We start from the raw sequence: 12,606 nt of genomic DNA on the forward strand, positions 1-12,606 counted from the left end.
GCGCTGCGCCGCAACAACCGCCAGATCATCCACATCAGCGGCCTGCGCTTTGGCGCCAACCTGGGCGTGCTGGACTTCGAGCGCGAAGGACCGCAGCCGATACAGGTCGATGCCGAGGTCAACCTGGGCGCGCAGATGGTGGTCTCGCGCGATGCCGACATCGGCCATGTGCTGGACTACCGGCGCGTGCGCGCCATCATCATCGATGAATGCACGGCCGAACATACCGACCTGCTGGAGGCCCTGCTGGGCAAGCTCTGCACGCGCTTGATGAAGCTGCCCGGCGTGGCCGGTGTGCGCATCAAGGTGACGAAGTTAGAAATTTTTCCCGACTGCCAAGTCGCAATCAGTGCCGAATGCGGCCAATGGTGAACATAAAGTGAACGCAATCAATATCGAAGCCCTGGCTCCCGCCGAGACCCCCGAAGACGTCAAGCTGTCGGTCGAACTCAGGAAGCTGTCCAAGCGCCTGCATCGCCAGGTCGGGCAGGCCATCGTCGACTACAACATGATCGAAGAGGGCGACAAGGTCATGGTCTGCCTGTCCGGCGGCAAAGACAGTTATTCGATGCTGGACATCCTCATCAATATGCAGCAACGCGCGCCGATCAATTTCGAGATCATCGCCGTCAATCTGGACCAGAAGCAGCCCGGCTTCCCCGAGCACATCCTGCCCGAATACCTGAAGGGCCGCGGCGTGCCCTTTCACATCGAGGAGCAGGATACCTACTCGATCGTCAAGCGCCTGGTGCCCGAAGGCAAGACCACCTGCAGCCTGTGTTCGCGCCTGCGCCGTGGCAATCTGTACCGCGTGGCCGAAGAGTTAGGCGCGACCAAGATCGCGCTCGGCCACCACCGCGACGACATCGTCGTCACCTTGCTCTTGAATATGTTCTTCGGCGCACGCATGAAGGGCATGCCCCCGAAGCTGGTCAGCGACACCGGCCGCCATGTGGTGATCCGCCCGCTCGCCTATGTGGCCGAGCCCGATCTGGTTCGTTGGGCCGAACACCGAGAGTTCCCCATCATCCCGTGCAATCTATGCGGTAGCCAGGAGAACCTGCAGCGTGTGCAGGTCAAGGCGATGATCAACGAGTGGGAAACGAAGTACCCGGGCCGGGTCGAAAACATGTTCACGGCGATGAGCAAGGTCGTGCCTTCGCACATGATGGACCGCGAGTTGTTCCCCTTCCAGACCATCAAGGCCACCGGCGTGCCGGATGCCGATGGCGACATCGCGTTTGACGAAGACGAGAGCTGCGCGCCACAAGCCCCCAGCTCGGTCATCACGCTGCGCCCACGCTGAATGCGCCTGCTGCTGGTCGAAGACGACGCAATGATTGGCGAGAGCCTGCGCTTGGCGCTGCGCCAAGAGGGCTACGCGGTCGACTGGGTGCGCGACATCAGCGCCGCCCACGCCACGCTGGCGAGTGAGCGCTTCGACCTGGTGCTGCTGGACCTGGGCCTGCCCGAAGGCGGGCCGCAAAGCCAAGCAGGCAGCGGCAACTCGGCTGCCAGCGGCTTGGATGTGCTCAAAGCGCTGCGCACCCGCCAGGACAACACGCCGGTGATCGTGCTGACCGCGCGCGACGGGCCGGGCGAGCGGGTGCTGGGCCTGGACAGCGGCGCCGATGACTATCTGGTCAAACCCTTCGAGCTGGACGAACTCAATGCGCGCATCCGCGCAGTGCTGCGCCGGCACAGCGGCCGGACTCAACCGCTGCTGAGTTGCGGCGCCGTGACGCTCGACCCCGCGACCCGCCAGGTCACGCTGGCCGCCCAGCCAGTGCTGCTGTCGGCGCGCGAGCTCGCCTTGCTGGAAGCTTTGATGCAACGGCCCGGCGCCCTGCTCTCACGCGCCCAACTGGAAGACAGGCTCTACGGCTGGGGCGAAGAAATCGAGAGCAATGCGGTGACGGTCTATATCCACCAACTGCGCCGCAAGCTCGGTGCCGACTTTATTCAGAACGTGCGCGGCGTCGGTTATTACGTCGGGCAGCCCGGCGGCAGTAGCGAGGGCCCATGAGTCTGAACTCGATGCGCGCCCGCTTGCTGCTGAGCTTGTTGGCGCTGCTGGCGGCCGCCGCGCTGGTGATGGGGGCCAGCAGCTACCGCAGTGTGTTGGCCGAGACCGAGGCCATGTTCGACTACCAACTGCGCCAGATGGCCTTGGCCCTGCGCGATCAAGGCGAGATTGCACCCAGCCAAGCGCACACCTTGAGCGATGAGCAGCTCGACTTCGTGGTGCAAATCTGGACCGCAGATGGTCGCAGCATCTATGCCTCGCGTGAACATGCCAATCTGCCGGCGCGGGCCTTGCTGGGTCTGGCCGAAATCAATGTGGCGGGCCAGCGCTGGCGCACTTATAGCGTGGCCACGCCGGGGCGGGTGATCCAGGTCGCGCAGCCGGTGCAGATTCGCCAAAAGCTCGCGGCTGCGGCCGCCCTGCGCAGCGTGCTGCCCTTGCTCTGGCTGGCGCCTTTGCTGGCCTTGCTGGGCTGGTGGCTGAGCGCCTTGACCGTGGCGCCGCTGCGTGCGGTGGCGGCCGAGGTCAGCCAGCGTGACGCGCAGGCACTCGCGGCGCTGCCCACAGCAGGGCTGCCCGATGAAGTCGCACCCTTGGTCAAGGCGCTGAATGCCTTGCTGCAGCGGCTGGGTAGCTCGCTGGATCAGCAGCGTGCTTTTGTGGCCGACGCCGCGCATGAGCTGCGCTCGCCGCTGACCGCCCTGAAGCTGCAGGCACAGTTGCTGCAACGCGCGCCCAGCGAGGCCGACCGCGCCGCCGCCATGGCCGCGCTGACGGCCGGCATCGAACGTGCCGCCCGCTTGGTTGAACAGTTACTGGCGCTGGCGCGGGCCGAGCCGGGTGGGCCAGCGCTGGCCTTGCAGACACTGGACTTGAGCGAGTTGGTGCGCGGCGTGATGGCCGACTGCCACCCGCTCGCTCTGGCGCGCGGCACCGAGCTGAGCTTGCACGCCGACATGCCCGTGCAAGTACAGGCGGAACCGACAGCGCTGGCGATGCTGGTGCGCAATTTGCTCGACAACGCCTTGCGCCACGGCAAGGCCGGCGGTCAGGTCGAATTGAGTGTCAGTGAGATCGCGGGCCGGCCGACGCTGTGGGTCGATGATGATGGGCCGGGCATTCCAGCCAATGAGCGCGAGCGTGTGTTCGATCGTTTTTACCGCCGCAACCCCGGCGCCGAAACCGGATCGGGCCTGGGCCTGGCCATCGCACGCAATCTGGCCGAACAGCATGGCGCGCAACTCAAGCTGCTTGACTCGCCTTTGGGCGGCCTGCGCGTCAGCCTAACTTTCGCCTAACTCTCGCCTAATCAAGCCCTAATGGCCAAGGCCTATCGTTCAAGTCATGCGGAATCTTCCGCGGCTTTGACGACAGGAACACGCCATGACCATCAAACCTCTGAATGCAGCCTTGCTGGCTGCGGGTCTGGCCGCAGGCAGCGCGGCCACTGCACTGATCTCGCCGCAATGGCTGAACCCTGCCCCTGCACAACCTCAAACGACGGTCAGCGCCCAAGCAAACAGCGGCGCAATTGCCAACGAAACCTCGACACCGTCGCAAGCTGCGCAGACCGGCCCCGTCCCCTATCTGGCCGCCGGCGGTGTGCCCAACTTCCGTGCCATCGTCAAACAGGCCGGGCCGGCCGTGGTCGGCGTAACCGTCGAAGGCATGCGCCGTGCCAGCCGCGAGGAGCAAGGCATGCCCGAAGCCTTCAGTGACCCGCGGTCGCCCTTCTCGCAGTTTTTCCGCGGTCAGCCCGGCCAGCGTGGCCACGAGCAAGGTGGCCAACCCTTCCGAGGGCAAGGTTCGGGCTTCATCATCAGCAGCGACGGCCTGATCCTGACCAATGCCCATGTGGTCAATGATGCCAAGGAAGTAACAATCAAGCTCAGCGACCGCCGCGAGTTCTCGGCCAAGGTCCTGGGCCTCGACAAGGCCACCGATATTGCCGTCTTGCGCATCCAGGCCAAGGATCTGCCAACCGTGCGCCTGGGCGACCCGCGCCAGTTGGAAGTCGGTGACCCGGTGTTGGCGATCGGCGCGCCGTTTGGCCTGGAGCAGACCGCCACGCAAGGCATCGTCAGCGCCAAGGGCCGCTCATTGCCCAATGACGCGGTTGTGCCTTTCATCCAAACCGACGCGGCCGTCAACCCCGGCAATTCCGGCGGCCCGCTTTTTGACGGTTCGGGCGGCGTCATCGGCATCAACTCGCAGATCTACTCGCAATCCGGCGGCTATCAAGGCCTGAGCTTTGCGATCCCGATCAATGTGGCCTTGAAGGTCAAGGACCAAATCGTCGCCACCGGCAGTGCCCAACATGCGCGGCTCGGGGTTGCCGTGCAGGACCTGACCCAGTCACTGGCCGACTCTTTCGGCATGGCGCGGCCCGACGGCGCCTTGATCGCCCAGATCAGCCCGAACAGCGCGGCCGCCAAGGCGGGGCTCAAGCCTGGTGATGTGGTCACCGAGGTGGACGGCGAACCGGTCGTGCGCTCGGGCGCTTTGTCCAGCCTGATTGGTTTGTCGGCGCCCGGTGACAAGGTCAAGCTGAAAATCTGGCGCGACCATGCGCCGCAGACGCTGAACATCGTCTTGGGCGGCGCCGAGGCCGAAGCCAAATTGGCCAGCACAGCCGCCGCCCCGCAAGGCCGCCTCGGCTTGGCGCTGCGGCCCTTGAACAAGGAAGAATCGCGCGCGCTCGGCTTGGGCACAGGCGCGGCCGGCATGTTGATCGAGGAAACGGAAGGTCCGGCCGCCCGCGCCGGCATCAACGCCGGTGATGTGCTCTTGGCCATCAACGGCCGCCCGGCGCAATCGACAGCACAGGTGCGCGAAGTCTTGGCCAAATCAGGCAATATGGTCGCGCTGTTGATTCAGCGCGGCGACAGCAAGATCTTTGTGCCGGTGAAACTGGGCTGAAGCAAGGCTACCTGAGTTCTCGCCCCAGCAGCCGCTCCAGCGTGCCGCGCGGTGAGGTCTCGGAGCGCAGTTGGTGCGCCGCGTCGAGATAAAAGGTTTGCTCCATCATGTACTGCCCGCCCATCGCGGCATGCAGGACCTGGTCACTGAACACCACCCAGGTCGTGCCGGGCGCAAAGTCGACGCGGGCTTGCGGACTGCTGCGCTGAAACTCGGCGTCAGCCTTGGCATGGTCGTGCAACTTGAGCATCAGATAGTCGGATTCGGTGCGCCGGCGCTTGGTGATATGCAGCTTCTCCAGCAACCAGGCCGAGCCCGGCAGCGGCCGCCCGATCTGCGGCAGATAGCGCTTGGCATGGGCCTCGAAGGGCTCGCCGACACGCCACTGGCGCGGTAGGCCGTCCGGGTTGATATTGCAAAAAACCCGCAGCAAGCGCGTGCCCTGCATCGGGTTGGACGGGAAGGCATCGACATGCAAACGCGTGTCGTCCTTGCGCCAACTGGTCTCGCGCCCGGCCACATTGACCGGCCGGAACGAACTGTTGCCGCGCCGCAAATGCCCCCGGTAATGCGGAAACAGGCGCAGGGCCAAGGCCTCGCTTTGCTCGGCATAGCGGCCGATCATCGCCTGCAAGGCGGCCATCTCGGCAGCGCTGCCGACCGCGCCGCGCAATTCATTGGCGGGCCAACGCACCGAGATGTTCTTGGCCTTGGCGTCCGCCCAGCGCGGGTCGAGAAACTGCTTTTCGGCCTCGTTCAGCACGAAGGGCAGATGCGGGAACTGCAGCACCTCACCGGCCTCGATCAACGCCTCAATGCCACGCGTTGGGCCGTCATCGGCCCAAGTGCCGTCAGGGAATTCGTGGATGCTCGTGACGTTGCTCATGGATTCGGGGCTGCTCGATCGGTCATGCTTGGAATGTTAACTGGGTCGGCGTCATTTGAGCGCCACGCGCGCCCGCCATAATTGCGCCTTCTCAGACCGTTCAAACACCACTTATGTCGCTGAATATTGTCATCATGGCTGCGGGCAAAGGCACCCGCATGAAGTCCGCGCTGCCCAAGGTGCTGCACAAACTGGCCGGGCGTTCATTGCTGCAACATGTGCTGAACATGACCCAAGGTCTGGGCGGCGCGCGCAATGTGGTGATCACCGGCCACGGCGCCGAAGCGGTCGAGGCGGCCGTCGCCGGGCCCGGCGTTCAGTTCGTGCGCCAGATGCCGCAACTCGGCACCGGCCACGCGATTCAGCAAGCCGTGCCGGCGATCGAAGGCGAAGGCACAACGCTGATCCTGAACGGCGATGTGCCCTTGATCAAACAGGCCACCGCGCGCCGCCTGGTCGAGGCCTGCGACGGCAAGGCGCTGGTGCTGCTGACCATCCACCTGAGCGACCCAAGCGGCTACGGCCGCATCGTGCGCCAAGGTGGCACGGCAGACGGCAATGTGCTCGCCATCGTCGAGCACAAAGACGCCAGCCCCGAACAACGTGCCATCAAGGAAGGCTACACCGGCATGATGGCCGCGCCGACGGCGGCGCTGAAGCGCTGGGTCAGCCAGTTGAACAACAACAATGTGCAGGGCGAGTACTACCTGACCGACATCGTCGCGATGGCGGTCGCCGAAGGCGTACCGGTGCTCGGCATTGCCGCGCCGAACGAGACCGAAGTCTTGGGCGTCAACAGCCCGGTCCAACTGGCCGACCTGGAGCGGCGCTTCCAGCTTGAACAGGCGACCGACTTGCTGGAGGCCGGCGTGCGCCTGGCCGACCCGGCGCGCTTCGATCTGCGCGGCGTTTTGAGCTGCGGTCAGGATGTCGAGATCGACGTCAACTGCGTCTTCGAAGGCCAGGTCAGCCTGGGCGACAACGTGCGTATCGGCGCCAACTGCGTGATCCGCAATGCCAACATTGGCGCCGGCGCGCGCATCCATGAATTCACCCATATCGACGGCGAGTCCGTCGGCGTCAAGGTCGGCGCGGGCGCCTTGGTCGGGCCATTCGCGCGGCTGCGCCCCGGCGCCGATTTGGGCGATGAGGTCCATATCGGCAACTTCGTCGAGGTCAAGAACTCGACCTTGGCCAAGGGCGCCAAGGCCAATCACCTCGCCTATCTCGGCGATGCGACCATCGGCGAGCGGGTCAACTATGGCGCCGGCTCCATCACCGCCAACTATGACGGCGCCAACAAACACCGCACCGAAATCGGCGCCGACGTGCATATTGGCTCCAACTGCGTGTTGATCGCGCCGGTGGCGATTGGTGCGGGCGCGACCATTGGCGGCGGCTCGACCATCAGCAAGAACGTCGGCGCGGGTGAGCTGAGTGTTGCGCGCGGCAAACAGGTCGCCATCGCGGGATGGACAAGACCCGTCAAGAAACGGTGACTATTGCCGACCGTCTGCGTGATAATTGCACGCAGACGGTAGTCTTCACTGCGCGACTCCCCCGACTTGAGGGAAGCGCTGCAAGCGGCCACCGCCTAGTATTGGGCCGATAGCAGTGAAAGCACATCATGGCGCGACATTCCACTCGTCTCCCGATCCCGCAACTCCAGCAGGACGACAGCATTTTGATCGACAGCACTTGGCCGAGCTTGGACGAAGCACAAACGCGCCAGGAGCAAGCCGCTCGCAGCGCTGCGCTGGAGACGCAAGCCCAATACCATGCGCAGTGTGATGACGCGGCCAGCGCCTGCTGGTATCTGTGTCGCAGCCTCGGTCTGGCAAGGCAGATGGAAGCCGGCGGTGAACCGACGCTGGAACTCCTGTTCGAATTGCTCGGCGCCTTGGCGGATCTGCCCGCCGAGATTGGCAATGCGCCGATGCCTGAGCAAGTGGGCGCCGACAAACTCGGCGTGTTTGAGCTCTGCCAGCAACTCGCTGCCGCCCGCGAAGCCAGCCAGGAAGCTTGGGTCGACGCCGACTTGGCCGCGCCCACGCAGACGCTGACGCATTGAGCGCTTGGCCGCTCAGGCGCTCAGGTTTTTTGCGCTCAGGCGGCCAGCGGGTTGGCGAGGATTGCAGAATCCGCAACTTCGCCGCATGCTAACCGGCAGTTCAACGGGAGCTGCCCATGAAGATCCTCAAATTTCTCGGCCTTGGCCTGCTCTCGCTCCTGGCCATGCTGCTGATCGGCGGCTGGCTGCTACCGTCCACATTCAGCGTCTCACGCAGCGTGCAGATTGCCGCCAGCCCTGACAAGATCTATCCCCTGGTGGCCGCGCCCAAAGAATGGCGGCAATGGAGTGTTTGGAACCGCCGCGACCCGGCCATGGTGATCGAGTACAGCGGCCCGGCCACCGGGGCCGGCGCGGTCTGGGCCTGGAAAAGCGTCAGTGAGGGCGACGGCAAGATGAGTTTCACCGCCGCAGAGCCGCCGAAGCGCGTCGCCTACGATCTCTACTTCCCCGATTTCGGCACCACCTCCAGCGGCGAGTTCCGCTTTGAGCCGCAGGCCAATGGCGCCACGCAAGTCACCTGGCTGATGAATGGCGACATGGGCAAGAACCCCTTGTTCCACTGGATGGCCTTGTTTGCCGATGGCATGGTGGGCAAAGACTTCGAGTCAGGCCTGGCCAATTTGAAATCGGTCGCCGAGAAAGCGCCTTAGGGCCGCGCCGCACAAGCCCAGCGTCTTGTTGCAGGCTGGGCTTCCCCTCGGCGCATGGCCCTCGGCTGACATACCCTGGGTGTCTGTAGAAGGCCAACGCTTGTTCGGCGAGAATATCCTGCAAACCGCCGCCTTGCGGCACGAAACTGTCGCGTGCTTCAGCGCCGTCATGCGGTCAATCATGGCAGTTTCACGTTGCTGGCCGGCGTCATTGAGCGCCCAGCGTACAGACGCCTACGGCCGCGCCCTTCATGATCCCACCCTCACCCGAAACACCCGATGAATCCCGTCACCCTCGCCGCGCTGCAGGCCCTCCCGCAGCAACTCGATCGCACCGCCATGTTTGAAGCTTATGGACCGCTGAGCTTGCGCAGCCTGGTGCATTACCTCTGCAGCCACGATCAGCCGCACTTGGCGGGGCTGCAATGGTTGCTCGGGAAAATCGAGGCCTCGCGTGTCGTGTTTGCGCCATGAATAGCTACCTCGCAACTTGTTTATGCGGCGCGGTGGCATTGGAGATTCAAGGCGGCATTGAAGCCATCATTCATTGCCACTGCTCCAAATGCCGCAAGTCCAGCGGCACAGCCTTCGCCACCAACGGCTACATTCGCTCGGCTGGCCTGCGGATTACGCGGGGTGAACAAAGCATTCGCGGCTATGAGGTCACTGCCGGGCGCAGCCGGCATTTTTGCGGCGTCTGCGCATCCCCTCTGTTCAGCTCGAACGCCGCTGACCCCGACCGGCTCAGGCTGCGCCTGGGCATCCTCGACTCTGACATCAGCGAGCGCCCCATCTCGCATAATTTTGTATCCTCAAAGGCCTCGTGGGAAGAGCTGGACGCCGAGCTCCCCCGCTATGACGGCCATGAGCCTGGGCGCTGAAGCCGCGCCGTTCAAGCCGCCAATCCGTCCTGCGTAGACGTTAGTATTCAAGCAGGCTTTGACTACAATCCCCCAACTCCATGCGTGGCGATGCGGGCAGCAAGATCCAAAATCTCGTGCAATTCTTCCAAAGAAAATAGCATCCAAAAAATGGCTCGCAACATTGAAATCAAAGCCCGCATCGCCAGCATTGACGCCTTGCGCCAGCTGGCATCGACGATAGCGGATGGCGCGCCCGTAGATATCTTGCAGGACGACACCTTCTTCAACTGCGCGCTCGGTCGCTTGAAGCTCAGGGCCTTTGTTGACGGCACGGCCCAACTTGTTTTCTATCGTCGCGCCGATACGCAGGGACCCAAGGAGTCTTTCTATGAAATCGCACCCGTTCATGCGCCCGAGGCTCTGAGAAAAACACTGACGCTCGCCTACGGCAGCGCTGGGCGCGTGAAGAAGCAGCGCAGCTTGCTGATGGTGGGGCGGACCCGAATTCACCTCGACCGGGTCGAAGGCTTGGGCGACTTCATGGAACTTGAAGTCGTGCTCGATGAGCAAGAGTCAGCCGAAGACGGGGTGCGCGAGGCCCACCGCATCATGGCGGCGCTGGGCATCCAAGCAACCCAGTTGGTCGAGGGCGCTTATCTCGACTTGCTGGCCATAAAGTCCGGCCTCTAACCCGCTGCACCCAGCCTCTGCCGATGCAAACGCTATTGATACCCGGGTTTGTAGTTCGCCCCGCCCGGCTAGAAGATGCCGCCGCCTGGGCGAGCTATGCCTGTCTGCCCGAGGTCAAGCAACACACGAGCTCGACCGCCTCGAACGTGGACGACGTCAAGGCCGAGATTCAGCGCTGCCTTGCCGGTGAGCCCAACACACCAATCCGCTTTGTCATGCTTCCACTTGGGGAGAAAACCATCGTGGCGACGGTGGGCTTTCACAGCATCTCCTCGGCGTTCGGCACGGCAGAGATCACCTATGACGTCACGCCCAGCCAATGGGGAAAAGGCATTGCCCAAGCTGCCTGCCGGGCCGCCACACGCTGGGGCTTTGAAACAAGGGGTTGGCACAGAATTCAAGCCACCACCGTCTTGAGCAATCTGCGTTCTCAACAGGTACTGCAGCGCTGCGGCTTCCAACGTGAAGGCCTCGCCCGCAAGCTCAGGCTGGTCCGCGGTGTGCCGACCGATTACTGGGTCTACTCGGCCATTCCGGAGGATCTGCCGCCCCTGGCGAGCATAATCTCAAAACTCAGCTGACAATCCCGGCACCGTCAAACACCTGAGGCCCTCCCTATGGCGACGAAATCGATTCAAACCTGGCTTGAAGACGTTCGTCTGCTCGGCGAAGAGCAGTACCAGATCGCTTCGGCGGTCCGCGCCTTGGTGCGCGAGCAGTTCAAGCCCTTTGCAGAAGAGCTCAAGTATGGCGGCATCTTGTTTTCTTCCGGCCGGCCCTTCTGCGGCGTATTTGCCTACAAAGCCCATGTCAGCGTCGAATTTGCTCAAGGTGCCCGCATCAGCGACGAATTCGGTCACCTCGAAGGGGCCGGCAAAGGCCGCCGCCATCTCAAACTCGCCTGCCTGGCCGACATCGAGAACAAGCAGCTGGCGCAATACCTGCCGCTCGCTTTGCAGGCGGCACAAACCAACTCCTAACTCGTAACTCCTAACTCCCCACTGCTATGCGCACAGCCCTGCTCATCATTGATGTCCAGAATGCTTTGTGTTTTGCCGAGTACGCGGACGTCGACAGCCGAGGCCTGATCGAACGCATCAACCCAGTCAGCGCCAAGGCGCGCGCGGCCGGCGCGCCGGTGATCTTGATTCAAGATGCGTCGCTGGAAGGCGGAGCGCTTGGACGAGCGGCTGCAGATGGCACAGACGAATATCCTCGTCGCAAAGACGGTGCCCTAGACAACGTCGTCCTGAGCGCGGCGCAGATTTCGACCCGCCTCGCTGGCCATCATCACCAGCTTCGGGCCGAGGGTCACGCCAATGAACGCTGCTGAGTTTGGGTTTGATTGACTGACTGACTGAAGCCCAACTGCGCCCCGCACCAATGCCGGGGCCAAATCCAAGGCTTTCTTACGCGCCATCATGCAGGCGAAACGGCCCTGGCCAGTTGCCCCAAAAAGCAGCAGACCGATGCAATACCAGTCATATCAATGACTTATAGCCGCTGCCAGCGGCTTGCCCACGGACTTATCCACAGGCAACGGGGATAGATCGCCCGGAGGCCGGGGCGGAGGCAGGCCGCTGCGCCCGGCGATCAGGGAAAATAGCGCGATGCGTATCCGTTCCCCTTCCCTGCATGAGTTGCATGCTTTCGCGGCTGCGGCCCGACTAGGCAGCTTCTCCAAAGCGGCCGAGGAGCTGTGCGTCACGCAAGGAGCCATCAGCCGGGCCATTGCCCACCTCGAAGCGCAGTTGGGCCACACCTTTTTTGTGCGCCGGGCTCGCGGCATCGAATTGACGACGCGCGGCCGCGACTACCTGGGCTTGATCGGCCCCGCCTTGCAAACACTGGAATCCGCCGCCATCGCGCAGCGCTCGCCCGACGAGCCAACGCGGCTGAGGGTGTCGGTTCCGCCGACCTTGGCCGCCAAATGGTTGATTCCCAAGTTGGCCGATTGGCAGGCCTTGCACCCGCAGATATCGCTGTCCCTGGCACCTTCTCAACACGAGGAAGACTTCAGCAATGCCGATATTGACGCCTGGTTGCGGCCCAGCGGTGGGGGCTTCCCGAATGGCATCGACGCCGAGTACATCGTCGGGCGCGAAATCGTCGCGATCTGCCATCCCAAGGACCTGCGCGGCCGCAATGCGCTGACTCAGCCGGTCGACTTGTTGAGCCGCCCGCTGCTCTGCAATACCAACTATCAACACAATTGGCGCATCTGGCTGGACGCCGCTGATTTAGGCGAACAAGAGTTCAAGCCAAGCGCCGATTTCGAGCAGGTTTCCATGTTGGTTCAAGCGGTGATGGCCGGCTTGGGTGTGGCCGTCGTGCAGCGCTGCTTGATTGACGATGAACTCAACTCCGGTCGCATCGTCATACCGTTCGAAGACAAGGTGGCTTTCACGGTGGGCTATATGTTGTGCACCCGCCGAGCCAGCCATTCAAACCGCGCTTTGCAGCAACTCGGTCAATGGCTGAAGACTCAGGCAGAGTAG

General features: G+C 63.4%; 15 protein-coding genes and 1 pseudogene. 15 read left to right on the plus strand and 1 reads right to left on the minus strand.

Going from position 1 to position 12,606, the window contains the following annotated elements:
• Positions 1 to 3: 3 nt before the first annotated feature.
• The 5 genes from LNV07_RS09940 (at position 4) to LNV07_RS09960 (ending at position 4,945) form a co-directional block, all read left to right on the plus strand.
• The gene (locus LNV07_RS09940; RefSeq protein WP_263571267.1) at positions 4 to 372 is read left to right on the plus strand and encodes a dihydroneopterin aldolase; all 369 of its coding nucleotides are present in this window, start codon (positions 4 to 6) and stop codon (positions 370 to 372) included.
• 16 nt (positions 373 to 388) lie between these two features.
• A complete protein-coding gene (gene ttcA / locus LNV07_RS09945; RefSeq protein WP_397545556.1) occupies positions 389 to 1,306 on the plus strand; it encodes a tRNA 2-thiocytidine(32) synthetase TtcA in 918 nt (305 codons plus the stop codon).
• Positions 1,307 to 2,026: a response regulator gene (locus LNV07_RS09950; protein WP_263571009.1), complete on the plus strand. Its 720-nt coding sequence runs from the start codon at positions 1,307 to 1,309 to the stop codon at positions 2,024 to 2,026.
• Positions 2,023 to 3,324, plus strand: coding sequence for an ATP-binding protein (locus LNV07_RS09955; protein WP_263571010.1), 1,302 nt, complete (start codon positions 2,023 to 2,025; stop codon positions 3,322 to 3,324). Before LNV07_RS09950 ends, LNV07_RS09955 begins: the two co-directional genes overlap by 4 nt.
• Positions 3,325 to 3,409: 85 nt before the next feature.
• Complete coding sequence (locus LNV07_RS09960) at positions 3,410 to 4,945, plus strand: Do family serine endopeptidase (protein WP_263571011.1); 1,536 nt, start codon at positions 3,410 to 3,412, stop codon at positions 4,943 to 4,945.
• Between the two features lie 7 nt (positions 4,946 to 4,952).
• Here LNV07_RS09960 and LNV07_RS09965 read toward each other — a convergent pair whose 3' ends face one another.
• Positions 4,953 to 5,831, minus strand: a complete 879-nt coding sequence (locus tag LNV07_RS09965) for a Kdo hydroxylase family protein (protein WP_263571012.1) — start codon at positions 5,829 to 5,831, stop codon at positions 4,953 to 4,955.
• Positions 5,832 to 5,944: 113 nt separating this feature from the next.
• On the opposite strand from LNV07_RS09965, the gene glmU reads away from it, so the two are divergent.
• The 10 genes and pseudogenes from glmU to LNV07_RS10015 all read left to right on the plus strand — a co-directional run bounded on the left by glmU (position 5,945) and on the right by LNV07_RS10015 (position 12,606).
• Positions 5,945 to 7,330 (plus strand): bifunctional UDP-N-acetylglucosamine diphosphorylase/glucosamine-1-phosphate N-acetyltransferase GlmU, encoded by a 1,386-nt coding sequence (glmU, locus tag LNV07_RS09970; protein ID WP_263571013.1) that lies wholly within the window; start codon positions 5,945 to 5,947, stop codon positions 7,328 to 7,330.
• Between the two features lie 128 nt (positions 7,331 to 7,458).
• Positions 7,459 to 7,902, plus strand: a complete 444-nt coding sequence (locus LNV07_RS09975) for a hypothetical protein (RefSeq protein ID WP_263571014.1) — start codon at positions 7,459 to 7,461, stop codon at positions 7,900 to 7,902.
• Positions 7,903 to 8,018: 116 nt separating this feature from the next.
• A complete protein-coding gene (locus LNV07_RS09980; protein ID WP_263571015.1) occupies positions 8,019 to 8,555 on the plus strand; it encodes an SRPBCC family protein in 537 nt (178 codons plus the stop codon).
• A 315-nt stretch (positions 8,556 to 8,870) separates the two neighbouring features.
• Positions 8,871 to 9,029 (plus strand): annotated as a pseudogene (locus LNV07_RS09985) (DinB family protein); the annotation flags it as partial.
• Positions 9,026 to 9,436 carry a GFA family protein gene (locus LNV07_RS09990; protein WP_263571016.1) on the plus strand — a complete coding sequence of 137 codons (411 nt, stop codon included), beginning with the start codon at positions 9,026 to 9,028 and terminating at the stop codon, positions 9,434 to 9,436. The pseudogene LNV07_RS09985 and the gene LNV07_RS09990, both read left to right, overlap by 4 nt.
• A 150-nt stretch (positions 9,437 to 9,586) precedes the next feature.
• Positions 9,587 to 10,108, plus strand: coding sequence for a class IV adenylate cyclase (locus LNV07_RS09995; RefSeq protein WP_263571017.1), 522 nt, complete (start codon positions 9,587 to 9,589; stop codon positions 10,106 to 10,108).
• A 23-nt stretch (positions 10,109 to 10,131) separates the two neighbouring features.
• On the plus strand, positions 10,132 to 10,689 hold the full coding sequence (locus LNV07_RS10000; protein WP_263571018.1) for a GNAT family N-acetyltransferase: 558 nt from the start codon (positions 10,132 to 10,134) through the stop codon (positions 10,687 to 10,689).
• 36 nt (positions 10,690 to 10,725) lie between these two features.
• A complete protein-coding gene (locus tag LNV07_RS10005; protein ID WP_263571019.1) occupies positions 10,726 to 11,088 on the plus strand; it encodes a DUF1801 domain-containing protein in 363 nt (120 codons plus the stop codon).
• 26 nt (positions 11,089 to 11,114) lie between these two features.
• Positions 11,115 to 11,441 (plus strand): isochorismatase family protein, encoded by a 327-nt coding sequence (locus LNV07_RS10010; RefSeq protein ID WP_263571020.1) that lies wholly within the window; start codon positions 11,115 to 11,117, stop codon positions 11,439 to 11,441.
• A 277-nt stretch (positions 11,442 to 11,718) separates the two neighbouring features.
• A complete protein-coding gene (locus tag LNV07_RS10015) occupies positions 11,719 to 12,606 on the plus strand; it encodes a LysR substrate-binding domain-containing protein (RefSeq protein ID WP_263571021.1) in 888 nt (295 codons plus the stop codon).

Origin of the sequence: Roseateles oligotrophus (assembly GCF_025717515.1) — a bacterium.
GTDB classification, from domain to species: Bacteria; Pseudomonadota; Gammaproteobacteria; order Burkholderiales; family Burkholderiaceae_C; genus Paucibacter_A; species Paucibacter_A oligotrophus.